At 73.4% G+C, this 23,441-nt stretch carries 17 protein-coding genes; 11 read left to right on the forward strand and 6 right to left on the reverse strand.

Annotated elements, in window-relative coordinates; genetic code table 11:
- Window positions 1-19: 19 nt before the first annotated feature.
- From ABTY15_RS17395 to ABTY15_RS17405, 3 genes are all read left to right on the forward strand, one after another.
- Entirely contained in the window at window positions 20-1,876 is a 1,857-nt protein-coding gene (locus ABTY15_RS17395; protein ID WP_350588955.1) for a DUF2334 domain-containing protein, read from the forward strand.
- Between the two features lie 39 nt (window positions 1,877-1,915).
- Complete coding sequence (locus tag ABTY15_RS17400) at window positions 1,916-2,995, forward strand: glycoside hydrolase family 113 (RefSeq protein ID WP_350589398.1); 1,080 nt, start codon at window positions 1,916-1,918, stop codon at window positions 2,993-2,995.
- A 65-nt stretch (window positions 2,996-3,060) separates the two neighbouring features.
- A complete protein-coding gene (locus ABTY15_RS17405) occupies window positions 3,061-5,280 on the forward strand; it encodes a transglycosylase domain-containing protein (RefSeq protein ID WP_350588956.1) in 2,220 nt (739 codons plus the stop codon).
- Between the two features lie 79 nt (window positions 5,281-5,359).
- Here ABTY15_RS17405 and ABTY15_RS17410 read toward each other — a convergent pair whose 3' ends face one another.
- Window positions 5,360-7,069 carry a methyltransferase gene (locus ABTY15_RS17410; protein ID WP_350588957.1) on the reverse strand — a complete coding sequence of 570 codons (1,710 nt, stop codon included), beginning with the start codon at window positions 7,067-7,069 and terminating at the stop codon, window positions 5,360-5,362.
- Window positions 7,070-7,110: 41 nt separating this feature from the next.
- Window positions 7,111-8,322 carry a 4-hydroxybenzoate 3-monooxygenase gene (locus ABTY15_RS17415; protein WP_350588958.1) on the reverse strand — a complete coding sequence of 404 codons (1,212 nt, stop codon included), beginning with the start codon at window positions 8,320-8,322 and terminating at the stop codon, window positions 7,111-7,113.
- A gap of 304 nt (window positions 8,323-8,626) precedes the next feature.
- On the opposite strand from ABTY15_RS17415, the gene ABTY15_RS17420 reads away from it, so the two are divergent.
- Window positions 8,627-10,795 carry an MMPL family transporter gene (locus ABTY15_RS17420; protein WP_350588959.1) on the forward strand — a complete coding sequence of 723 codons (2,169 nt, stop codon included), beginning with the start codon at window positions 8,627-8,629 and terminating at the stop codon, window positions 10,793-10,795.
- Between the two features lie 117 nt (window positions 10,796-10,912).
- On the opposite strand, the gene ABTY15_RS17425 is transcribed toward ABTY15_RS17420, so the two are convergent.
- The 3 genes from ABTY15_RS17425 to ABTY15_RS17435 are packed head-to-tail and all read right to left on the reverse strand — an operon-like array spanning window position 10,913 to window position 13,591.
- The gene (locus tag ABTY15_RS17425; RefSeq protein ID WP_502893526.1) at window positions 10,913-11,686 is read right to left on the reverse strand and encodes an FAD:protein FMN transferase; all 774 of its coding nucleotides are present in this window, start codon (window positions 11,684-11,686) and stop codon (window positions 10,913-10,915) included.
- A 30-nt stretch (window positions 11,687-11,716) separates the two neighbouring features.
- Complete coding sequence (locus tag ABTY15_RS17430; RefSeq protein ID WP_350588966.1) at window positions 11,717-12,190, reverse strand: FMN-binding protein; 474 nt, start codon at window positions 12,188-12,190, stop codon at window positions 11,717-11,719.
- Window positions 12,191-12,208: 18 nt separating this feature from the next.
- Window positions 12,209-13,591, reverse strand: coding sequence for a ferredoxin reductase family protein (locus ABTY15_RS17435; protein WP_350588977.1), 1,383 nt, complete (start codon window positions 13,589-13,591; stop codon window positions 12,209-12,211).
- A 231-nt stretch (window positions 13,592-13,822) separates the two neighbouring features.
- Here ABTY15_RS17435 and ABTY15_RS17440 point away from each other — a divergent pair, with 231 nt between their 5' ends.
- Window positions 13,823-14,218, forward strand: coding sequence for a hypothetical protein (locus ABTY15_RS17440; RefSeq protein WP_350588986.1), 396 nt, complete (start codon window positions 13,823-13,825; stop codon window positions 14,216-14,218).
- Window positions 14,218-16,773, forward strand: a complete 2,556-nt coding sequence (locus ABTY15_RS17445; protein ID WP_350588994.1) for a DUF4132 domain-containing protein — start codon at window positions 14,218-14,220, stop codon at window positions 16,771-16,773. The genes ABTY15_RS17440 and ABTY15_RS17445 overlap by 1 nt, the downstream gene beginning before the upstream one ends.
- 208 nt (window positions 16,774-16,981) lie before the next feature.
- Here the strand turns inward: ABTY15_RS17445 and ABTY15_RS17450 are convergent, their stop codons facing one another.
- Window positions 16,982-17,833, reverse strand: a complete 852-nt coding sequence (locus ABTY15_RS17450; RefSeq protein ID WP_350589004.1) for an AraC family transcriptional regulator — start codon at window positions 17,831-17,833, stop codon at window positions 16,982-16,984.
- A 127-nt stretch (window positions 17,834-17,960) separates the two neighbouring features.
- Here ABTY15_RS17450 and ABTY15_RS17455 point away from each other — a divergent pair, with 127 nt between their 5' ends.
- From ABTY15_RS17455 to ABTY15_RS17475, 5 genes are all read left to right on the forward strand, one after another.
- Window positions 17,961-19,400 carry an amidase gene (locus ABTY15_RS17455; RefSeq protein ID WP_350589012.1) on the forward strand — a complete coding sequence of 480 codons (1,440 nt, stop codon included), beginning with the start codon at window positions 17,961-17,963 and terminating at the stop codon, window positions 19,398-19,400.
- A 183-nt stretch (window positions 19,401-19,583) separates the two neighbouring features.
- Window positions 19,584-20,537 carry a PI-PLC domain-containing protein gene (locus tag ABTY15_RS17460; protein ID WP_350589023.1) on the forward strand — a complete coding sequence of 318 codons (954 nt, stop codon included), beginning with the start codon at window positions 19,584-19,586 and terminating at the stop codon, window positions 20,535-20,537.
- Window positions 20,538-20,725: 188 nt separating this feature from the next.
- Window positions 20,726-21,574 carry a DUF6424 family protein gene (locus ABTY15_RS17465; protein ID WP_350589034.1) on the forward strand — a complete coding sequence of 283 codons (849 nt, stop codon included), beginning with the start codon at window positions 20,726-20,728 and terminating at the stop codon, window positions 21,572-21,574.
- Between the two features lie 5 nt (window positions 21,575-21,579).
- Entirely contained in the window at window positions 21,580-21,903 is a 324-nt protein-coding gene (locus ABTY15_RS17470) for a hypothetical protein (RefSeq protein WP_350589042.1), read from the forward strand.
- The gene (locus ABTY15_RS17475) at window positions 21,903-23,390 is read left to right on the forward strand and encodes a S8 family serine peptidase (RefSeq protein ID WP_350589051.1); all 1,488 of its coding nucleotides are present in this window, start codon (window positions 21,903-21,905) and stop codon (window positions 23,388-23,390) included. The genes ABTY15_RS17470 and ABTY15_RS17475 overlap by 1 nt, the downstream gene beginning before the upstream one ends.
- The last annotated feature ends 51 nt before the right edge of the window (window positions 23,391-23,441 follow it).

Below are 23,441 nucleotides of genomic sequence, written 5' to 3' on the forward strand. Positions count from 1 at the left end.
CACATCAGGGGGGACAGCAATGGGCAATGCGCGAGGGAGAACACCGGTTTCCCGGATCTCGCTGATCCTGGTCGTGATCGCCGCCCTGCTGGGTGGCGTCGCACTTTCCACGGGCGCCGGCGCGGCGACGGCCAGGGGCGGGAAGCCGTCGCGTCCGTCCGACGGGCTCGGGGCCGTCGGCCCCGCCCCGCTCTCCGCGACCGGCCCCGAGGACCTGGCGGCCTGGGGCGCCGCGCGGCTGGCGAACGACCGCAAACGCCAGGCGCACCAGCTCACCGTCACCCCGGCCCGGGCTTCGGCCCCGGCCCCCAAGGCCGCCACCGAGGGGGCGTCCGTCCAGGCCCTGGACGTCGCGGCCGGCCCCTCGACCCTCGTCCTCTACGACACCACCGGCCCCTACGGCTACCTCGGCGAGCTCTACGCGATGGCGATCGCCAACCTCGCCGGCCACTTCGGCAGCGTCACCGCGAAGCCGGTGTCCGCGTACACGGCGGGCACGGTGGAGCAGTACTCCGCCACCGTCTACGTCGGCTCGACCTACTACGGCGGTCCCATCCCGGACGCCGTGCCGGCGGCGTTCTACCAGGACGCGATGACCACCGCAAAGCCGATCGACTGGATCGGCGACAACGTCTGGAACATGGCCAACGCCGTCGGCATCGAGAACTTTAAGCGGAAGTACGGCTGGGACCCGACCAACTCCTACTTCGAGACCAACGGCAGCGTGGGCAACATCAACCAGGTCAGCTACAAGAACCAGACGCTGACCCGGAAGATCCCCGCGGGCGCGGACGGCGGAGTGCTGCACCCCGCCCTCTCCGGGGCCGGCTACCCGCCGGTCACCCAGCTCGCGCAGGCCATCGACGGCACCACCGGGGCCACCAGCCCGTGGGCGATCCGCTCGGCGAACCTCACCTACGTGGGGGAGATCCCCTTCGCCTACGTCTCCGAGTCGGACCGGGTGATCGCCTTCGAGGACCTCCTCTTCGACGCCCTCGCCCCGGCGACCACCGAGCGCCACCGGGCCTTCGTGCGGCTGGAGGACATCAGCCCCGGCTCGGACCCGACCGAGCTGCGCACCATGGCCGACTACCTGGCCTCGCAGAACATCCCGTACGGGATCAACGTCATCCCCGTCTACACCGACCCCAAGGGCGTCTACAACAACGGGAAGCCCCAGACCATCACCCTGGCCCAGGCCCCGCAGGTCGTCGCCGCGCTCCAGTACATGCTCCAGCACGGCGCCGTCCTGATGAACCACGGCTACACGCACCAGTACAGCAACGTCAACAACCCCTACACCGGCGTCACCGGCGACGACTTCGAGTTCTTCCGCTCCCACATCGACAGCGCGAACAACGTCATCTACGACGGACCGCCCGCGGAGGACTCCACGGCCTGGGCGCAGTCCCGGGTGACCTCCGCCTTCGCCGCCTTCGCCGCCGCCGGCCTGCCCAAGCCCACGCTCTGGACGACCCCGCACTACGCCGCCTCCGCCGCGGACTACCGGGTCTTCGGCCAGAACTACACGGCCCGGCTGGAGCGCCCGCTCTACTTCGCCGGAACGCTGAGCGGCACAGCCGTGAACCCGAGCCGCTACATCGGCCAGTTCTTCCCGTACTCGGTCAAGGACGTCTACGGGACGACCGTGCTCCCGGAGAACATCGGCAACTACGAGCCGCTGCCCTCCAACAACCACCCGGCGCGGCTCCCGGCCGATCTGATCGCCTCGGCCAGGGCCAACCTGGCCGTCCGGGACGGTGTGGCGAGCTTCTTCTACCACCCGTACTACGACGTGGCCCCGTTGCGGCAGACGATCGACGGCATCAAGGCCCTCGGCTACACCTTCGTCGGCCCGATGGACCTCGCGAACTGAACGCCCTGACCAGCTGAGGAGTCTTCAGCAGTGCACCCGATGAAGAGGATGGCCGCGGCCTGGTCGGCGCTGGTCGTCCTCTTCGTCGGCGCCGGATGTTCCTCGTCCGGCGGCGACGAAGAGGACACCCCGCCCGGTCCGAGCCCCACGGTCAGCGGTCCGACCCACCGGCCCGACGACGGGGACGCTGGCGGGTTCCGGGGCATGACGCTCCCCTCCTGGAACACCGACGACTACGCCGGCCCGCAGGCCGCGACGTACCTGCGGCAGATCGCCGCCACCGGCGCCCGGTGGGTGACCTTCACCCCCACCTGGTACCAGGACCGCGTCACCGACTCGGCCATCCGCACCACCAAGGAGACCGCCGGCGACGACAGCCTGCGCTCCATCATCCGGCTCGCCCACGACGCGGGGCTCAAGACCATGATCAAGCCCCATGTCGACCTGACCAAGGGCGGCGACCGGGCCAAGATCAGGCCCGCGGACCGGGACGCCTGGTTCGCGGCCTACCAGGGCTTCATCACCCACTACGCCCAACTCGCCGCCGACAACGGCGTCGAGCAGCTCTCGGTCGGCACCGAACTCGCCGGCACCTCGCAGGACGGCGAGCACTGGAGCAAGGTCATCGCGGCCGTCCGGGAGCGCTACCGGGGGACGCTGACGTACGCCGCCAACTACGACGAGTACCAGAACATCCCCTTCTGGCAGGACCTCGACGTCATCGGCATCGACGCGTACTGGCCGCTGACCGAGGAGGCGACGACCGACCCGGCGCGGCTGCGGCAGGCCTGGCAGCCCATCGCCGACGAGCTCGCCGCCTTCGCCGAGCGCCGGCAGCGGAAGATCCTCTTCACCGAGGCCGGCTACGTCAGCCAGCGCGGCACGACCACCGCCCCGTACTCCTGGACCGTCAGCAAGAGCGACGGCGACGCCGAACAGGCCGCCGCCTACGAGGCGTTGCTCGCCTCCTTCGACGACAAGTCGTGGTGGGCGGGCGTCTGCTGGTGGATGTGGGACGACTGGCCCGGCAGTGGCGAGACGGCGAAGGACCTCGCGTACACGCCGCACGGGAAGCCGGCGGAGGACGTGCTGCGGAAGTGGTGGGCGCACGGCACCTGAGAGTGACCTGAAGTGTCCCGCGCAGGCGTGCAACATTTCATCCCGCTCGCGGCATCGACGTTGGTATGGAATCGAACCACTCTCCGATCCGGCATCCGTCCGACAGCGCCGAGCCCCGCCCGTCCCGCACGTCACCGCTCCGGCTGGCCCGGCACGGGGTGACCTTCCTGGGCGTGAGCGTGGTGTCCGGTGCGCTGCTCGCCGGGGTCGCCCTGCCGGCCGCCGGGGCGATCGGGCTGACCGCGAAGGACGCGGCGGAGAGCTTCGACAACATCCCGGACGACTTCAGGACGCCGCCGCTCACCCAGGCCACCCAGATCTTCGACGCCAAGGGCGGCCTGATCGCCAAGGTCTACGAGCGCGACCGCACCGTCCTCACCGCCGACCAGATGTCGCCGTACATGCGGCACGCCCAGGTCGACATCGAGGACGCCCGCTTCTACGAGCACGGCGCCGTCGACCTCAAGGGCGTGCTCCGGGCGATCAGCAAGAACGCCGAGAGCGGCACCGCCGCGCAGGGCGCCTCCACACTGACCCAGCAGTACGTGAAGAACGTCAACGTCGAGAAGGCGGGCGACGATCCGGGCGCGGTGCGCGACGCGCAGCGCAAGACCCTGGGCCGCAAGATCCAGGAGCTCAAGGTCGCCATCAAGCTGGAGGAGGAGCTGACGAAGGAGCAGATCCTCACCAACTACCTCAACATCACCTTCTACGGGAACGGCGCCTACGGAGTGGAGGCCGCCTCCCAGCGGTACTTCGGCAAGAGCAACAAGGACCTCACCATCGCCGAAGCCGCCACCCTGGCCGGGCTGGTGCAGAACCCGTCGCAGTACGACCCGAAGCTGCACCCGCAGGCCGCGCAGAACCGCCGCGACGTGGTGATCGACAAGATGCTCGAGGCCGGGCACATCACCGCCGACCAGGCCAGGGAGGCGAAGGCCGCCCCGCTGGGCCTGAAGTTCCGGGAGCCGCAGAACGGTTGCATCACCGCCAAGGCCGGGATGGGCTTCTTCTGCGACTACGTGCGGCACGTGGTCAAGCAGGACCCGGTGTTCGGCAAGAGCGCCGCCGAGCGGAAGAAGTTCTGGGACCAGGGCGGGCTGAACATCCGCACCACGCTGGACCCGGACAAGCAGGCCGCCGCCCAGACCGCGGTGAGCGACAACGTGCGGGTCACCGACACCGTTTCGGCCGCCGCCACCATGGTCGAGCCGGGCACCGGCAGGATCCTGGCGATGGCCCAGACCCGCCCGTACGGCCTGGACACGCACAGGAACCAGACCGTGGTCAACCTCAACGTCGACGCGGCGATGGGCGGCGGCAACGGCTTCCAGCCCGGCTCCACCTTCAAGCCGATCGTGGCGGCCGCGGCACTGGAGGCGGGCCTGCCGGCGATCAAGGAGTACGACTCCCCGAACAAGCTGGACTACCCGACCATGAAGACCTGCGACGGGACGTGGCGGAACGAGGCCCGGCCCAAGACGGTGGTGCCCAACGAATCCCCGAACGAGAAGGGCCCCTACCAGCTGAAGGCCGCGATGGCGCTGTCGGTCAACACCTACTTCGTGCAGATGGAGCAGGAGATCGGCCTCTGCGCGGTCAAGCAGATGGCCAACAAGCTCGGCATCGCCACCAAGGCCAGCGGTAAGCCGCTGGAGGAGGTCCCCGCGATGGCCCTGGGCGTCGAGGAGATGAGCCCGCTGACCATGGCCGGCGTCTACGCGACCTTCGCCGCCGGGGGCACGCACTGCACCCCGGTCGCCATCAGCAGCATCACCACCGTGGACGGCAAGGACGTCCCCGCCCCGGCGGGCCACTGCGAGCAGGCCTTCTCCGGGACGACGGCGGAGGCGATGAACACCATCCTGAACGGCGTCACCGAGAACAACGGCACCGGCGCGGCGCTCCACCTGGACGACGACCGGCAGATCGCCGGCAAGACCGGTACCTCGGACCACAAGAAGGCGGCCTGGTTCAGCGGCTACACCCCGCAACTCGCCACCGCCGTCTGGCTCGGCGGCCCCGACGGCGGCGTCGAGATGCGCGACATCACCATCAACGGGCAGCACCACACCGAGGTGTTCGGCGCCACCGGCCCCGGGCCGATCTGGCGGGACGCCATGAACCGGGCCCTGCGCGGCACGGCCGAGAAGTCCCTGCCGATGGCCGACATCCCCGACCCGGCGCCCAAGCCCGACCCGAGCCCCACCGGGACGGGTACGGGCTCGCCGACCACCAAACCGACCACCGCCCCGACCAGCACCGGGACCGCGCCGCGGCGCTGACGGCGGCGATCCGGCCGGGCGTCCTGAGCGACGTCCGGCCGAGATCGGGGTCAAGGTCGGCCGGGGGCCGGTCGGGGGCCTAGGGGTTGGTGTCGGCCTTGCGGGCGTGCAGCACGGTGGCTTCCAGGGGCAGCGGCCCGAGGCTCACGAGTGCCAGTCCGGCGTCGGCGAGCAGCCGGGCGTAGTGGTCGGTGCGGCGTTCGCGGCCGCCGACGTTGCACCGCATGTGGAGGTCCCAGGCGGTGGCCAGCGAGGCCGAGTCGTCGGCGGGCAGGACGCGTTCGACGATGAGCAGCTCGGCGTGGGCGGGCATCGCGCGGGCGCAGTGGCGGAGGATCTCCCGGCAGCGGTCGTCGTCCCAGTCGTGCAGGATCCGGGACAGGATGTAGACGTCCCCGCCCGGCGGGACGTCGGCGAAGTCGCCCGCCAGGTAGCGGCAGCGCTCGCCGTGGCCGGCGGCGCCGAGGGAGCGGCGGGCGGCCTCGACGGCGTGCGGGCGCTCCAGCAGGACGCCGTTCAGCCCCGGGTGCGCGGAGAGGATGCGGCCGAGCAGTTCCCCGTTCCCGCCCGCGACGTCGACGACGGTCCTGGGGCCGGGCGCCGCACCCGCGGCGGTGAGGACCGGGTGCGCGGGGAGCGGCTCGAACATCCGGGAGGCGGCGGCCATGGACCGGTCGAACAGCTCCGCGAGTTCGGGGTCGCGGGCGAAGTGGTCGAAGTGGTTCTCGCCGAAGAGGCGGTCGAAGGCGACCTCCCCGGTCCGCACGGTGTGTCCGAGGCCCGCGAAGGACTGGTAGAACGGCCCGCCGTACAGGAGCGCGAGCGGGCGCATCGACCCAGGGGTGTCCGCCCGCAGCAGCGCGCCGAGCGCGGTGAGCCGGAAGCCGCGCCGGTCGGTCGCCACCACGCCGAGCATCGCGAGGTAGCGCAGCAGCGTCGTCAGGGTCTCGGGGTCGGCGCCGACGGTTCGCGCCAGTGCCTCGGCGCCGACGCCCGTCTCCGTGTCCATCGCGTCGGCGGCCCGCAGCTCGGCGAAGACGGCCAGCGCCTGGGTGGTCCACGCCCCGGTCAGTAGGCGAAGGAGCGTTTCAGCAGGCTGTCGCGCCCGGTGCTCGTCCAGGTGGGCGGCCAGGAGGTCCCGGTGGTCGCCGGGCACGTAGAGCTCCACCCGCCGGTAGCCGGCCTTCGCGTCGCCGGGCGCGGTGAAGTAGAACACCGTGCCGTCCTCGTGCGGGTTGTAGCCGCCGCCCTCGGCCACCGCGCCGTGCCGGGCCAGGATCGCGCACATGCCGCGCAGGACCAGCGGATCCGGGTGCTCGACCTCGAAGGCGAGGTGCGCCTCGTGGTCCCGGGCCCGTTCCTGCTCGGCGATCCCGGTCAGCTCCGAGCCCGGTGGCACGGTCAGCGTGAACACCTCGACCGTCCGGCTGCTGCCGTCCGGGCCGACCACCCGGGGGCGGACGATGCGGACGTCGAGCTCCGCCGCGTCGCGCCCGTGCCGCGAGGCCAGGCGCTGCCGGACGACCACGCTGGGCTGCGTCGGCGCCTCGGCGGTCAGCCCGCAGTCGGCCAGGACGGTGCGCAGGTCCTCCGGGGCCGACGGGAAGATCAGGAGCGCGGCGTGCGAGAAGTGGCAGCGGTCGACGAGTGCCCGCAGTTCCAGGCCGTCCAGGCCCGGGAGCAGCAGCGGCAGCAGGCTGGCGGCGTCCTGCTGCCGGACGAAGTCGACCGTCTCGCGCAGCCGGGCCGTGTCACTGGGCGTCGGCGGCATTGGCAGTGTCGTGGGCATCGCGGGCATCCTCATCTCGGTACGGGGGTCGCGGGCCGTTGTCACAGGCCCACGTAGTGCTCGGCGAACCAGTCCTGCCAGCTGCGGGAGGCGCGCAGCGAGGCGAGGCGGGAACGGCGCAGGGAGTCGTGGAACGCCGACCCGCCGGCCGGGCCGGGTGCGGCGTGCAGCAGCTGGACCATCCACTGCGAGAAGTCCTGCGCGCGCCAGATGTGCGCCAGGCACTGCGCCGAGTAGCGGGCGAGCCCTTCGGCGTCGCCGTGGCGGAGGTCGTCGATCAGGGCGCGGGCCAGGAGCTCGGCCTCCAGCACGGCGAGGTTCGCCCCCTTGGCCGCGGCCGGGCTGATCAGGGCGGCGGCGTCGCCCGCGAGGAACAGGGCGCCGTGGCGCAGGGGTTCGAGCACGTCGGACTCCAGGTCCACCACGGCGCGGTGGACGATCCGCCCCTGCCGCAGCGGGCCGTACTCCCGGGCGCGCAGCCGCAGCGCCAGTTCGTCCCAGATCCGGTCCTCGGACCACGTGTCGGGCGAGCTGCCGCGCTCGCACTGGAGGTAGTAGCGGGTGACCTCGGGGGTCCGGGCCATGTGTCCGGCGAAACCCCGGTCGTGCACCGCGTAGCCCACCGCGTCCAGACTCGGCGGCGCCTCGGCGAGCAGGCCGAGCCAGGAGACGCCGTGGTCGTGGTGGTGACGGCGGACGGTGCTGGGCGGGAGCGAGCGCCGTGCCGCGCCGTGCCGGCCGTCGCAGCCGGCCACGTACCCGGCCCGCCAGCTGCCGGGGCGGCCATCGGCCTCGCGCACGGTGACGGACGGCCGCGGGCCGTCCGCTCCGTGCACGGCCAGCGCCTCCGTCCCGAACCGCACCCGGCCGCCGGCGTCCAGGTACTGCGCCAGCAGGTCGGTCACCAGTGCGTGCTGCGGGTAGACGGTGTGCCGCTCGCCGCGGCCCAGCGCGCCGTAGTCCAGCCGGAAGCGGCCGTCCTCGCTGCGGAACTCGCAGACGCCGTGCTCCCGGCCGTGCCGGTGCAGCCTCTCGGCGAGGCCGTGCCGGTCCAGGATCCGCACGGTGTTCGCCGCGAGGAAGCCGGCCCGGGAGCGGGTCTGGACCTGTGTCCGGGTGGCGCGCTCCAGGACGACGCAGTCGACCCCGGCCGCGTGCAGCAGGTTCCCGAGCACCAGCCCGGCGGGCCCGGCGCCGAGGATGACCACGTCGGCTGTTTCAGGTGCTGCGGGGACGCTCTGACGGTCTGTCACGAAAATGGAGCATAGGCATGGATAGATACATCGAAGGGACGGATTCACCCGAACGGGTGCAGTAGCCGCAGGGATCACCCGCCGGCGCGGCCGACGCGGCCGACGGGGCCGGTGGTGGCGCGGCGGAATGCATCCCGCTCGGGGGGCGTTGCCGACGAGCAGGGATACCCCGGGGGGTACTCTAGGAGAGTCGGGTCCGTGCGTCGATCCGGGCCCGCCCGCAGCGGGCCCTTCTTTTGGCCCTCGGATATACCCCCACCCGTATTTTTCGGCCCGTCGGGCCGCCCCAGGAACGGAGCAGCACGTGAAGCACCCGGACACCGCCCTCGCCCAGCCGTCCACCGCACCGCCGCCGGAACCCCCGGGACGTCCGGGGGTGCTGGGGCGGCTCGGGGTCTGGTCGGTCCGACACGTCAAGGCGGTGCTCGCCGGCTGGCTGCTGGTCGTGATCGGGCTCGGCGCCTTCGCCCCGCAGGTCACCAGCGCGCTGTCCGGAGCCGGCTGGCAGGCCAACGGCTCCGAATCGGTCAAGGTCAGGCAGCTCGCCGAGGAGCACTTCGCGGGCAACGCCTCCTCCGCCCTGCAGATCGTCGTCGCCGCCGACCGGCCGGTGTCCGACCCCGCCGTTCAGCAGGTCGTCACCAAGGCGGGCGAGCTCGCCGCCGCCGACCCGCGGGTGTCCACCGTCATCCCGCCCCAGCCCGGCGCCACCATCAGCCAGGACGGCCGCACCGCCGTCCTGCTCGCCGGAGCCAAGGCCTCGCCCGACGACATGGTCCGCGCCGCCGACGACCTCAAGGGCCCGCTCAACGCCCTCTCCGGAAACGGGATCAGCGTCCACGCCACCGGGGCCTCCGTGCTGTGGAGCGACTTCAACAAGGCCAACCACGACGCCATGATGAAGTCCGAGATCATGTCCTGGCCGGTCACCCTGGCCATCCTGGTGCTCGCCTTCGGCTCGCTCGTCGCCGCCGGCCTGCCGCTGCTGCTCACCATGGCCGGGCTGGCGGCCTCCGCCGGATCCCTCGTCCTGCTCAGCCACCTGTTCCCGGTCTCCATCTGGGCGATGAACTTCGCGATGATGTTCGCCCTCGCGCTCGGCATCGACTACGCGCTCTTCCTGGTGGTCCGCTTCCGCAGCGCACGGACCGGGCGCCGACTCGGCAACGTCCGGGCGGTGGCCGAGACCATGGACACCGCGGGGAAGGCGGTGCTGCTGTCCGGTGCGACGGTGCTGGTCAGCCTGTCGGCCGTGATGCTGGTGCCGTCCCCGGCGTTCCGGTCGATGGCCGGCGGCATCATGCTCGCCGTCCTGTTCGTCCTCGCCGCGACCCTCACTCTGCTGCCCGCCGTCCTCGGCCGACTCGGCCACCGCGTCGACGCCCTCGCCCTGCCGTGGGTGAAGACCGGTGAGCACCACTCGCCGCGCTTCGCCGCCTGGGGCGAACACCTCTGGAAGCACCCGCTGCGCTACGGCGCCCTCGCGCTCGTCGCCCTGCTCGCCCTCGCCGCACCGGTGATCGGGCTGCGCACCGCGATGCCGTCCATCAGCGTCATCCCCGCCGACGCCAGCGCCAGGGCCGGGTACGCCGCCGTCCAGCAGGCCTTCGGGCCCGGGGCCCCCGGCACCCTCCAGGTCCTCGCCCCGAGCGGTCAGGCGGCCGAGACGGCCGCCCGGATCGCCGCCACGCCCGGCATCGCCGGCGTGCTGCCCGCCCAGGGCGCCGCCGACGGCTCCGGCTGGACGATGATCCAGGCCGTGCCTACCGTCGACCCGTCCAGCCCCGGGCTGGCCGCCACCGTGCACACCCTACGGGCCGACCTCCCGCCGGACGCGCTGGTGGGCGGTGCCGCCGTCGAGAACCTCGACCTCCAGCACCTGCTCACCGAGAAGACCCCGCTGGTCATCGGCGTCGTCATGGTGCTCGGGTTCGTCCTGCTGCTGACCGCCCTGCGTGCCCCGCTGATCTCGGCCCTCGGCACCGCGGCGAGCCTGCTCTCCACCGGCGCCGCCTTCGGCGTCGCCCGGCTGGTCTTCCAGGACGGCCACGGCGCCGGGCTGCTCGGCTTCACCCCGCAGGGGTTCCTGGACGGCTGGGCGCCGGTGTTCTTCTTCGCCATGATCTTCGCCATCGCGATGGACTACACCGTCTTCCTGCTCGCCTCCGCCAAGGAGCACTACGAACGCGGCGGGGACCCCAGGGCGGCCATGGTCGGCGCCCTGGCCCACTCCGGCCGGGTGATCTTCGCGGCGGCCGGGGTGATGGTCGCGGTGTTCTTCACCTTCGCCCTCTCCGGGCCGCTGCCGCCCAAGGAGATGGGCATCGTCCTCGGCGTGGCCGTGCTGCTCGACGCGGCGCTGGTCCGGCTGGTCCTCCTGCCGGTCCTGCTGCGGCTGACCGGCCGGGCGGCCTGGCACACCCCGGCCTGGCTGGACCGGGTGCTGCCGAAGATCTCCTTCTCGCACGGCTGATCCGCCGGGCTGCCGGTGTCGGGGCCGGGTCGGTGCGGTTTCGCCGAGCTGCCGGTGCCGAGGGTCCGTGCGGATTGGCCGAGCCGCCGGTGTCGGGGCCGCGTTCGTGCGGTGCCGTCACCGGCGGCTCCGGCCGTTCTCCGTGGCGGCCTGGTGCCAGTCGGCCGGGCCGCTCGGGGGGAGGTGGCGGGGCAGGCCGGCGGTCCACCGTTTGGTGCCGTCGGGGAGGACGGCGAGGGCCTCGACACCGGCGCGCCGGGCGACCCAGGAGAGGGCGCGGTCCGGGCCCATCGCGAAGGCGGCGGTGGTCCAGGCGTCGACGCGGGCGAGGCCCGTGCCCGGTGCGCCGACCAGGGTCAGCGAGGCCAGACCGGTCGCCGGGCGGCCGGTGTGCGGGTCCAGGATGTGCGCCCCGCGTTCGGCGGTGCCGGAGGTGGCCACCGCGAGGCCGTCGCCGCCCAGGACGGCGGCCAGCCGCCCGGGTTCGCGCGGGTGGGCGACGCCGATCCGCCACGGGCCACCGGCGGTCTGCACGTCGCCGCCGCCGCTGACGCAGTACTGCCGGGAGCCGGCGGCGTGGAGCGTCCGGGCCGCCTCCTCGACCGCCCAGCCCTTGACCCAGCCGGCGGGATCGAGCCGGCCGCCGGGCCGCTCGGTGAAGTAGCCGTCGGTCTCCGCGGCGACGGCGCGGCAGGCCGCCAGCACCTCCCGGACCTCCGGGGCGCAGGCGTCGAGGGCGAGTTCGCCGCGGTCGAGGCGGCTGATCTCGCTGTCCGCCCGGTAGGTGGAGAAGACCGCGTCGAGGTGGTGCAGCCGGTCGGTGACCCGCCGGACCACCGCGGGGGTGCCCGGGCCGGGGTCGCGGACGACGATCGAGAACACGGTGCCCATGACGGGTTCGGCGTGGCGCAGCACGGCGACTCAGCGCGCGGCCTGGTCGAGGGCGCTCTGCAGGGAGCGGATGTAGCCCTCGCTGGTGTACGTCGCACCGCTGACCACGTCGATCGCGGCGCTCTGGGCGGCTATCGCCTCCTGGTTGAGCAGCGGGAGGGCGGAGCCGTTGATCTCCCGGTCCCGGCGGTCCCCGGTCGGGTACCGGAGCACGTCGACGGTGGTGATCCGGCTGCCGGAGAGGGTGACCTGGACCTGCACCGGCCCGTAGCGGGTGTTCACCGCGGTACCGGCGACCTTCCGGGTGGCGCCGGCCGAGCCGACTGAGCCGGTCGAGCCGGCTGAGCCGGTCGCGGCCGAGGACGGCGCGGCGGCGCCTGGCGACCCCGCACCGCCGCCCGAGCCGACCACCGCGGTCGGGCCCGCGTCCTGGTGCGGCTTCAGGGACAGCAGCAGGATGACTCCGGCCGTGGTGGCGGTGCAGCTGACGATGGCTCGGCGCACGGGAGGCGCTCCTCTGGCTCAGAAGGTGAAGGACTCGCGGTGGATGAGGCCGGGCCGGACGCCGGCGGCCCGCAGCGAGCGGACGGCCTCCTCGGTCAGGTCCGGCGGGCCGCACAGGTAGACCTCGTGGTCGGCCAGGTCGGGGACGAGCCGGGCGAGCGCGGTGCCGAGGTCGCCGACCCGGGCGCGCGGGCCGGTCAGCTCGTGGACCCGGCCGCCGCGCCGCCGGGCGACCTCCGCCAGCTCCGTGCGGAACAGCAGGTCCTCCGGCCGGCGGGCCCGCTGTACCAGGGTCAGCTCGCCGGGCAGCGTCTCGAACAGTGCCCGCAGCGGGGTGATCCCGACGCCCGCGCCCAGCAGCAGGACCCGCCGCCGCCGGTGCACCCGGGCCGTGAACGCGCCGTACGGGCCCTCGGCGCGGACGGCGGTGCCGGGGCGCAGCGCGGCGACCGCGGCGCTGTGGCCGCCGAGGTCCTTGACGGTGAAGCGGAGGAAGTCCGGGTGCGGGGGCGCGGACAGCGAGTACGGGTTGGCGGCCCAGCGCAGGCCGGGCGCCTGGAACTGGAGCCGGAAGAACTGGCCCGGCTCGGCGCGGAGTTCGTCCAGCCGCCGGCCGGTCAGGAAGAGCGACACCACGCCGGGGCCCTCGGGCCGGACCTCGGCCACCCGGAGCCGGTGGCGCCGGTCGCGCAGCCACGGCCGGGCCAGCCGGTACCAGCCGAGCAGGGCGGCGGTGCCCAGGTAGAGGGCGGACCAGGCGGCCCGGCCGGGCCCGTCGCCGAGGTCGGCGCCGGTGGCCAGCTGGTGCCCGAAGGCGAGCGCCACCGCCAGGTAGCCGGCCAGGTGCAGGTAGTACCAGGTCTCGTAGGACAGCCGGCGGCGGGCGGCCCGGGCGGAGACCGCCCCGGTGCCGAGCAGCAGCAGGGTGCCGGCGGTCGCCTTGAGCATCTCGGGGAAGTGGAACACGATCTCCGTGCCCTCGCCGAGGAGGCCGCGGCCGTCGGTCAGGGCGTATCCCCAGACCACGGTCAGCACGTGGGCGGCCACCGCGGCCACCAGCCACCGGCCGCCGAAGGCGTGCCAGCGGGCCAGCCGGTCGGCGCCGACCAGCCGCTCCAGCGGTGGCAGCCGGGCCATCAGCAGGAGCAGCACCGGGGCCGCGTAGCCGGCGAGCAGGCCGGTGATCCGGCCGGCGCCGGTGAGCCAGCCGGCCGCTCCGACGACCGCGTCGGTGTTCCGCCACCAGAGCGCGAGCACGCCGAGCGCGCCCGCGGCGATCGCCGCGAGGACGAGGGCGGGCGCGACGACGGCGACGGCGACGGCGGGGGCGGCGCCGACCGGTCGGCGCGGGGCCGCCCGGTGGTCCGGGCCCGGGGACCAGGGTGGGGCGAGACCGGCCATCGGGATCCTCCTTCCTGCCGGCGACGGTGGCCGCCGGGGCGATCACGATGACACCGCAAGCTCTCAGTTGCCTGAGAGACCCGGACCGGCGAACCCGCCGCTGCGGGCGGAATCGTGCAGCTCAGGGGCGGTTGCGGCCGGATTTGCGGCCCTTCAGGTCTCATCGCTTTCTCACCGTCGCGGGACCGGTGCCCGGTCGCGTTGTCAGTGCCGGGGTCTATGGTCTGCGGCATGGCGACAGTGACCTTCGTCGACGAGACGACATCGGGGCTGCGGCGGGAGGCCTGGGGGCTTGCCGTCGAGGAGCAGCGGTTGACGCTGCGCGAGCTGATCCGGCGCCGGGTGCTCCGGGAGGCGGCCGAGTACGACGCCCGCCGCCCCGGGGTGTTCCACGGTCTGGTGCAGCCGGTCGAGGCCGAGTCGGCCCTGAACGGGTACCGGCAGCGGGCCGCCGACCGTCGGGTCGACCCCGAGCGGCAGTTCCTGAGTGCGGTCGAGGCGTTCGGCCGCAACGGCTTCCTGGTGCTGGTCGGTGACCGGCAGATCGAGGAGCTGGACGTCGAGGTCGACGTGAGCGCCGACACCGAAGTGTGCTTCCTGAAACTCGTTCCGCTGGTGGGTGGCTGATGACGACAACGACGACGAATGATCTGCTGGACCCGGCCGTGCAGGGGCTGTTCGACGCGCTCGACTCGGGGACGTGGCTGGAGACGGTCGCGGCGTGGCTGGCGGAGGTCGACGCCGCGGTCGGGGGCGACTGGTCCACCGAGCGCGTGGTGCCCGCCAGGGAGCGGGTGCTGGGGCTGCCCCGGAACAGCCGGGCCGAGATGGTGGCGAGCCTGGTGCGCGGGGTGCTCTCGCGCTGGCGGCCCGGGCTGGAGATCGAGCGCTTCAGCAAGGAGCGCGCCGAGCTGGTCCGGCTGGCCTCGGCGCTCTCCCGGGGCTTCCCGGACGAGCCGGCGCGCGAGCTCCGGGCGGACTGGCTCCACCTGTTCGGGCGTCAGTGGTACCTCTCCGAGAGCGGACAGGCCGAGCAGCTGATCCGGGCCGAGCTCGCCGCGGGCCGCCCGGTCGACGGCGCCGTGGTCGCCACCGTCCGGCGCACCGCCCTGATCACCTGGCACGACAACCAGGAGATCATCGACCTCGCGGCCGAACTGCCCGCGCCGCTGCTCAGCCCCGGTGAGGCCTGGGCCGACCAGGTCCTGGCCGACCTCGCCGAGCTGGACCAGCCGGGCGACTCCGGTGACTCAGGTGACTCCGGGGTCACCGCCGGGCCGTGGACGGACCTGGTCCGGCACGCCTTCGAGGTCAAGTCGGCCAAGCCGACCGCCCGGTGGGAGCGCACCGGGCGGGCCCTGCTGGCGGCGGTCGGCCCCGAGCAGGCCCGCGAGCGGATCACCGGGTGGCTGTCGCTGGCCGGCCGCCCGCGCACCCTCGACCTGGTCGCGGAGCCGCACGGGGAGGGCGTCAACCAGCTCGACCCGTACAACCTGGAGGCGCTGCGCGGGCTCGGCTTCCTGCTGGTGCTGACCCCGGCCCACGCCGACAGCGCCCGCGCTCTGGCCGGGCTGGTCGAGGCCGCGCTGCGCAAGGCACCGGGTGTCGGCCCCCGCGCACCGAAGGTCGCCAACGCCGCGGTGCGCGCCCTGGCCGCCCTGGACGGCGAGGACGGTCTCGCCCAACTCGCCCGGCTCACCACCAGGGTGACGTACAAGGGCACCGCCAAGGAGCTGGACAAGGCGCTCCGGGAGAAGGCCACCGCCCTCGGCCTCAGCCGGGCCGAGATCGAGGAACTCGCCGTCCCCTGCTACGGGCTGACCGAGCCGGGCCGGCGCGTCGAGCGGTTCGGCGACGCCCGGGTGGAGCTGCTGGTGGAGGGCTCCCGGGTGCACGAGACCTGGTACAACGAGACCGGCCGCGCCGTGAAGGCCGCACCCGCCTCGGTGCGCCGCGAACACGCCGAGGAGCTCAAGGAGTTCAAGGCCTCGGTCAAGGACCTCCAGCGGATGCTGGTCGCGCAGTCCGAGCGGCTGGACCGGCAGTTCCTGGCACGGCGCAGCTGGCGGTACGAGGCCTGGCGGCAGCGCTTCCTGGACCATCCGCTGGTCGGCACCTTGGCCCGCCGGCTGATCTGGACCGTGGAGGGTACGGCCTGCGCCTGGCTGGACGGCGCCCTGCGCACGGTGACCGGTGAGGAACCGGCGCCCGCCGGGGACGGCCTGGTCGAGCTGTGGCACCCCGTCGGATGCCCGACCGAGACCGTGCTCGCCTGGCGCACCCTGCTGGAGGACCACGGGGTCGTCCAGCCCTTCAAGCAGGCCCACCGGGAGGTGTACCTGCTCACCGCGGCCGAGGAAAGCACCCGGGTGTACTCCAACCGCTTCGCCGCGCACGTGCTGCGCCAGCACCGCTTCCACGCCCTGGCCGCCGCCCGGGGCTGGCACGGCAGGCTGCAGATCGCCGTGGACAACTCCTTCCCCGCCCCGGCGCGGCTGCTGCCCGAGTGGGGTCTGCGCGCCGAGTACTGGGTGAACGGCATGGACGCGGACTGGGGGGAGACGTTCACCCACCTGGGCACCGACCAGGTGCGGTTCTACCCGATCGCCTCGCCGGAGAACCTCACCCAGGCGGGCGGCGGCCAGTACGGCCCGGTCCGGGTGCCCGGTGTGCAGCCCGGCGAGCCGGTGCCGCTCACCGAGGTGCCGCCGCTGGTCCTCAGCGAAGTCCTGCGCGACGTCGACCTCTTCGTGGGCGTGGCCAGCGTCGGCAACGACCCGACCTGGTCGGACGGCGGGCCGGAGGGGCGGTACCGGGACTACTGGCAGTCGTACGGCTTCGGCGAGCTGTCGCAGAGCGCGGGCGAGCGCGGCGAGCTGCTCGCCCGGCTGCTGCCCCGGACGGTGGTCGGGGACCGCTGCACGGTGACCGGCCGCTTCCTGGAGGTCCGCGGCGACCTGCGCACGTACCGGATCCACCTGGGATCGGGCAACGTCCTGATGACGCCCGACGACACCTACCTGTGCATCGTGCCCGGCTCCGACCACCCGACCGACGGGCAGGCGTACCTGCCGTTCGAGGGCGACTGGATGCTGTCGGTCATCCTCAGCAAGGCGCTGCTGCTGGCCCGCGACACCGCGATCACCGACCCGACCATCACCGGCCAACTGGCCCGACGCTGACCGGGGGGCGATGTCGAAGGAGGCGTCCGCGAACGGGAGCGCGGTCATGTCGGCGGTGTGCACCTCCAGGTGCACCACCAGCCGGAGTCGTGCGGGGTGTGGCTCGAAGTCTCGGACATGACCGCAGTGTGGTGGACGCGGTCGGCGGGTGGCTTGGAGGAATGTTCCCCGCGCGGTCCGGGGCCGACTGCTCCGGCCTGGTGTCGCGTCAGGCTTCGGACAGGTAGGCGGGGGCGGCCCAGGCGATGTCGTCGACCGCGAGCCAGGGGGCGGCTGCGACGGCGGTGGGTGTCACCCCGGTGAAGGCCACGACGTCCCGGTGCAGGTGGGACTGGTCGGCGTAGCCGATCTCGGCCGCCACCAGGGCGGCGCTGTGTCCCGCGGCGAGCCGGTGGGCCGCGTGGTCGAAGCGGACGAGCTGGGCCGCGCGCTTGGGGGTGAGGCCCAGCTGGGAGCGGAACCGGGACCAGAGCCGCTTGCGGCTCCAGCCGACCTCGGTGGCCAGCTGCTCGACCCGGACCCCGCCCCGGTGCGCCAGCATCCGCCCCCAGACGAAGGCGACTTCCGGGTCGACCGGCCGGCCCGCCTCGTGCCGTCGGCCGAGCGCGGCCTCCGCGATCGCGAACCGTTCCTGCCACGACCCGGCGGCGTGCAACCGCTCGCGGGTCCGCCCGGCCTCGCGGCCCCAGAGGTCGTCGAGGGACACCAGCGCCCCGCCCGACTCCGTGCAGCCCGCCAGCACGGTGTGGGCGACCAGCGGCGACAGCCGCAGTTGCAGGCACTCGATGTCCTGGCCGCGCCCGTGCACGCAGCCGGCCGCGAGCCCGACGACGACGGTGCCGCCCAGCCGGCGACCGGTGCTGTCGTCGACGGTGAGCAGCCCGTCGCTCAGGTTGACGGCCACCGTGACCGCCGGGTACGGGACCACGTCCAGGTCGACGGGGCCGGTGGTCCGGGCGCTGAACGCGGCCATGCTGACCCCGGGCAGCCGGCTGGGCCGCGCAGGGGTGGCGATGTCCCACAACTCAGAAGCGGTGTGGGCGGATTGGGCGGTCGGCATGCTCGTCAGGCTACGCGACATTCGTCCAAGCCACGACGGCGCGGCCGCGACCACACTGACGGCCACGGAAAGCCCGCTGGGCCCCCTGGACCCGGGGCCCGGACCCCTGGACCAGAAAGGACCGCTCGTGCAGCACTCGCCGATCGACCCGTTCACGCCGGCCGTCGAACTCGCCGCGGCCATCCGCCGGAAGGAGGTGAGCCCGGTTGAGGTGGTCGACCGCTACCTCCAGCGGATCGACGAACTCGACCCCGGGCTGAACGCCTTCTGCCACCTGCCCGACGACGAGGTCCGCAAGGCCGCGGCCGTCGCCGCCGACGCGGTGGTGCGGGCGTCGTCGCCCGAGGAGCTCCCGCCGTTCCTCGGCGTCCCGCTGCCGATCAAGGACCTCCTCGACGTCGCCGGCTGGCCCACCACCCACGGGTCCGCCGGTGCGCGGCGGACGCCGGCCGTGGCCTCGGACCCGGTGGTGCGACGGTTCGTGGACGCCGGCTTCGTCCTGCTCGGCAAGACCACCACCTCCGAGTTCGGCACCGTGCCCTTCACCGAGAGCGAAGCCCTGGGCATCTCGCGCAACCCGTGGGACCCGGACCGCACGCCGGGCGGGTCGTCCAGCGGGGCGGGCGTCGCCGTCGCCGCCGGGATGGCGCCCATCGCCCACGCCGAGGACGGCGGCGGGTCGATCCGCATCCCCGCCTCGTGCACCGGCCTGGTCGGCCTCAAACCCACCCGCGGCCTCGTCACCAACACGACCGTCAGCGTGGAGGGCCTCGGCACCAGCGGCGTGGTCACCCGCTCGGTGGCGGACACCGCGGCCGCCCTGGACGTGCTCGCGCGGCACGATCCGGGCGCCTGGTGGTCACCTCCGGCCCCGCGCCGGTCCTTCGCCGCCGCGCTGCGGACGGCTCCGCCGGCCGGGCTGCGGATCGGTGTGCTCACCGACTCGCCGGTGGACGGGATCGGCGTGGACCCGGCGTGCGCGGCGGCCGTCGGCACGGTGCTCGGCACGCTCGAATCCGCCGGCCACCACCTCGTCGACACCCGCCTCCCGCTGCCCCCGACCGAGGAGTTGGTCGCGGCGTTCACCACCCTCTGGAACCTCGGCGGGGCCGGGATCGAGCTCGCGGACCCGGACCGCGTCGAGCCGCACAACCGCGCCCTGCGCGCCGCGGCACGAGCGGTCGACTCGTGGGCCTACGCGGAGGCGGTGAAGCGGACCCAGGCGTTCTCGCGGCGCATCGTGGCCGGCTTCCTGGCCGGCTTCGACGTCCTGGTCACGCCCACGATGGCCTGCCTCCCGCCGCGCATCGGCGCCTGGCGGGCCGGCACCGCCGACGATCCCCTGGCGGCGCTGCGGAACAGCTATCCGATGGGGGTGTTCACCTCGGTGTTCAACGTGACCGGCCAGCCCGCGATCTCCGTCCCCGTCCACCACGACGCCGCCACCGGTCTGCCGGTCGGTGTCCAGCTCGTCGCCGCGCCGTGGCGGGAGGACCTGCTGCTCCAGGTGGCGCGGACGCTGGAACTCGCGCACCCGTGGACCGGCCGCCGTCCGCCGCTCGGTTGAGGCCGCGGCTGGGGTCCCTCCCGGGTGGGGTCCCTCCCGGGCCGGGAGGGTCCCCACCCGGAGTCGACGGTTCACCGGTGGCCGGATCGGGACCGTCCGCGCCGGGTGTCATGTCCATCTACCGTACGTCAACGTACAGTTGGCGCGGTGACCACTCACCTCAAGCGTGTTGCCGGTACGCGGATGTTACCGGCGCTGATGGCGGCCCTCTGCGGCACGGTCGGCGTCACCGCCGTCGGTGCGACCCCGGCCGCGGCAGCCGATCAGCGGCACCCGGTCTACGCGATCGCCCACCGGGTCGACACCCTGGACGGCGTGGACGCCGCGCTCAACCACGGCGCCAACGGCATCGAGATCGACGTCTGCGCCTGGTGGAACCCGAACGAATGGCGCGCCTACCACGACTGTTCCTCGGCCGGTGACAACCGGCTGGGCCCCGGCTTCGACAGCATGATCGACCGCATCCTCGCCAACGCCAACGCGGGGCGCCGGCTGGCGCTGGTCTGGCTGGACATCAAGGACCCGAACTACTGCGGGGAGCAGCCGAACCGCGGGTGCAGCGTCGCCGGCCTGCACGACAAGGCGCAGCGGCTGACGGCCGCCGGGATCCAGGTGCTCTACGGCTTCTACGAGTACCACGGCGGCAGCACCCCGGACGTCGGCGGCCGGGGCTGGCAGAGTCTCCAGGGCCGGCTCGGCCCCCTGGAGGGCATCACGACGACCGGGACCCGCGACCAGGTCCGCAACGCCTACGGCCGGTCCGGTGCCGGGCTCCCGACCGGTCACCGGGCGATGGACTACGGCGACAGCGACATCACCAAGGGCTTCGGCAACTGCACCGAAGCCACCTACAACACCTGCGCGGAGCTGAAGAAGGGCGCCGCGGACCGGTCCGCCGGACAGCTCGCGGCCACCTTCTCCTGGACGACCACCTACAACGACCCGTGGTACGTCGACAAACTGCTGGGCGACGCGCGCGTGGACGGCATCATCGCCGGCTACGGCGCCTTCACCGGGGTGCGCGAGTACGACAACAGCTGGCAGTGCGCCAACGCCGTCAACCTCGTCCGCGACTGGGTGAACCGCCACGGCGCCACCCACCGGATGGCCACCGGCGGTGACCGCCTGTTCCGGTAGGCAGTGGAAGCTGACAACGTACACCGAATCCGCCGGGGAGAGTGGTCGGCTGCTGTCGCACCCGGCCATTGCCCGTTTGTGCCCGCATGGTCTTGACCCATCACGGCGCAGCGCGCAGCCTGGAGATACAACGTAAATGTGGCATGTAAATTCTGCTGCAACGTGTACAGGGCTCATGGGAGGTTTCCATGACTGCCGAAGCACAAGGCGATCCGACCCAGCCGCACACCGAGTCCGAGGACCTCGGCTGGACGATCAACATCCCCGGGCACCCGCCGCGCGCCGACTCCCCGGAGTACCAGGCCGCCCGGGCCACCATGCACCGGCTGACCGACACGCTCGCCGAGCCCTTCTACGGCGGTGAGCCGGTGGAGGACCACCACGGCGGCGGTCTGTGGCTCAAGGACGCCGAAGGCTGGTTCCTGGTCCGCAACCTGGTCGGGATCGAGTGGTCCGCGCAGTTCTGCGCCGACCCCGCCAAGGTCGACCTGCTGCGGCAGAACGCGAAGCGGCTGTACGCGCTGTGCCCGGACGCGGTCCAGGAACTCGGCATCGAGGAGCTGCTCGACACCCCGATCACCGATGCCGCCGGGGTGCAGAAGTGGACCGACTCGATCTGCAACGCCAGCATGCCGTTGCCGCACGACGTGCACAGCGCGGCCCTGCCCCAGGGCGGCGGCGTGCACCACTACCCGAGCCCGGTGACCGAGATCGTCTTCTTCAAGCGGGACGACTTCCAGCTGTGGGTCGTCGACGCGGTCGGCCAGGCGGTCGCCGTGGCCCCGGTGGCGGAGCGCGGTTCGGGTGACGGGCGGGTGCAGGTGCTGTTCGCGGCGGAGGACTCGGCGCTGCACCCCGAGCTGGAGCGGGCGCGCGACAGCGGGGACGTCCTGCTGCTGGGCGCGGACCACCCCGTGGCCCTGACGGCCTTCGCCCAGCAGTACGGCCGGCCGGCCCCGAGTACGGCGGCCCCGAGTACGGCGGCTCCGAGTACGGCAGCCCCGAGTGCGGCGGCCCCGCCCCGGGCTGCCGCCTGACGACCGTGGACGCGGCACAGGGCGCCGGGCGGGGCGCCGGGCCGGGCGCCGTCGAGGCCGTGGTCGAACTGCGGGCCGGCGGCGTGCAGCCGCTCGACGCCCTGCGGAACTGGTGCGCCGGGCGCGGGATCTCGGTCCTGCCGATGGCCGCCGGTGCGCTGGTCACGGGCCCGACGGAGCCCTTCCGGGCGGCGTTCGGCCGTGGCCCGGTCGATCCGTCGGGCGCGGAGGAGCTGCCCGTCCCGGCGGAACTCCGGGACGCCGTGCGGTCCGTCACGGTGCTGCCGGTGCCCGAACTCCATTCCTCTGATTCCCCTGAGGAGACATGATGCTTCCCAAGACAACGCAGAACGGGCAACCTCCTCCCGACCTGGTGTTCGGCTACGTGTCGGCGCGGTCGGAGGGCGGGGTCCCGATGACCGAGGCGACCGACCTCAGCTCGGCCACGCCGTTCCGGGCCGGCGAGGACGTCCGCGCCCGGGCCAAGGAGCGGGCGGAGGCAGCCGGGCTCACGGTCAGCGCCGAGAGCCGGCTGGGCTTCACGGTCTACGGATCGCCGGCCGCCTACGAGCGGTTGACCGGCGGCCAGGTCACCTCCTACGAGGCCCTCCAGCACGTGTCGGTCGGGCGCCGCCGCTACGTGACGCACCTCGACCTGGTGGGCACCGGCCAGCCGGAGGCGCGGGGTGTGGGGGCCGTGCCGGACGTCGACGACATCGAGGCCGTCGTGCTGGAACAGCCGCGTTCCTGCTACCGGGTGTCGCCGAGCCCGCAGGCGCCGAACGTGAGCAAGTTCCACCTGCGGCTGCCCGGCGACGTGGCCATGCTGCTCGGTGCCACGGACGCGCACCGGCAGGGGGCGGTGGGCGCCGGCGTGGACGTCGCCATGGTGGACACCGGGCACTACCCGCACCCCTTCTTCGCCCTCCAGGGCTACGACGTCGATCCCGTCGTCACCGTGGTGCCGGGCACCAGCCCCGCCAAGGACCCGATCGGACACGGGACGGGGGAGTCGGCCAACATCTTCGCCGTGGCCCCCGGCGCGAAGCTGAAGTTCTTCCGGGCCAGCGACGCCAGCGGCAACCTCACCAGCGCCGTGGCCGGTTTCATGGCGGCCAAGGCCGCCCACCCGAAGGTGCTCACCAACTCCTGGGGCGGCGACCTCGACTTCCCGCCGCTGGAGCCGCACCCGCCCGCGGCGTCCAGGGTCTGGATCCTGGAGATCGCGGACGCCGTGGAGAAGGGCATCGCGGTGGTGTTCTCCGCCGGCAACGGCCACTTCTCGGTCGAGCCGCAGGTCCCCGGCGTCATCGCGGCCGGCGGTGTGTTCATCGGTCCCGGTCTCGACGTCCAGGCGTCCAACTACGCGAGCGGGTACAAGAGTCCCTGGTTCCCCGGGGAAACCGTGCCCACCGTGTGCGGGCTGGTGGGGATGCTGCCGCGGGCCCAGTACCTGATGCTCCCGGTGCAGCCGGGCTGCGAGCTCGACGTCGAGCAGAGCCAGGCGAGCGACGGCCAGATGCCGGACACCCCCGACCTCACGACCGACAGCGACGGCTGGGCGCTCTTCTCGGGCACCTCGGCGGCCGCCCCGCAGATCGCGGGTGCCGTGGCCGTGCTGCTCGGTGCGAACGGCCGACCGGGCCTGACGGTCCCGCAGGTGACGGAGGCGCTCGTCAAGACCGCCACCGACGTCACCGCCGGCCACAACCACCCCCGGTTCAACAACCCGGCCGGGCAGGGCCCGGACCAGGCCACCGGGCCGGGGCTCGCCAACGTGAGCAAGGCCCTGGCGTTCGCGAAGGCCAACTTCTGATCGGAGTGCACGAGTGGTGCCACGTTCCAGGACACCCTGAGGTCCGCGCGG

This window comes from Kitasatospora sp. NPDC097643 (genome assembly GCF_040302625.1).
Classification (GTDB): domain Bacteria; phylum Actinomycetota; class Actinomycetes; order Streptomycetales; family Streptomycetaceae; genus Kitasatospora.

Excerpts from the sequence above, each read along its gene's own strand:
- ABTY15_RS17395 (WP_350588955.1), top strand. The coding sequence starts at position 20 with ATGGGCAATGCGCGAGGGAGAACACCGGTTTCCCGGATCTCGCTGATC.
- ABTY15_RS17400 (WP_350589398.1), top strand. The coding sequence starts at position 1,916 with ATGAAGAGGATGGCCGCGGCCTGGTCGGCGCTGGTCGTCCTCTTCGTC.
- ABTY15_RS17405 (WP_350588956.1), top strand. The coding sequence starts at position 3,061 with ATGGAATCGAACCACTCTCCGATCCGGCATCCGTCCGACAGCGCCGAG.
- ABTY15_RS17410 (WP_350588957.1), bottom strand. The coding sequence starts at position 7,069 with ATGCCCACGACACTGCCAATGCCGCCGACGCCCAGTGACACGGCCCGG.
- ABTY15_RS17425 (WP_502893526.1), bottom strand. The coding sequence starts at position 11,686 with ATGGGCACCGTGTTCTCGATCGTCGTCCGCGACCCCGGCCCGGGCACC.
- ABTY15_RS17435 (WP_350588977.1), bottom strand. The coding sequence starts at position 13,591 with ATGGCCGGTCTCGCCCCACCCTGGTCCCCGGGCCCGGACCACCGGGCG.
- ABTY15_RS17440 (WP_350588986.1), top strand. The coding sequence starts at position 13,823 with ATGGCGACAGTGACCTTCGTCGACGAGACGACATCGGGGCTGCGGCGG.
- ABTY15_RS17445 (WP_350588994.1), top strand. The coding sequence starts at position 14,218 with ATGACGACAACGACGACGAATGATCTGCTGGACCCGGCCGTGCAGGGG.
- ABTY15_RS17450 (WP_350589004.1), bottom strand. The coding sequence starts at position 17,833 with ATGCCGACCGCCCAATCCGCCCACACCGCTTCTGAGTTGTGGGACATC.
- ABTY15_RS17460 (WP_350589023.1), top strand. The coding sequence starts at position 19,584 with ATGTTACCGGCGCTGATGGCGGCCCTCTGCGGCACGGTCGGCGTCACC.
- ABTY15_RS17465 (WP_350589034.1), top strand. The coding sequence starts at position 20,726 with ATGACTGCCGAAGCACAAGGCGATCCGACCCAGCCGCACACCGAGTCC.
- ABTY15_RS17475 (WP_350589051.1), top strand. The coding sequence starts at position 21,903 with ATGCTTCCCAAGACAACGCAGAACGGGCAACCTCCTCCCGACCTGGTG.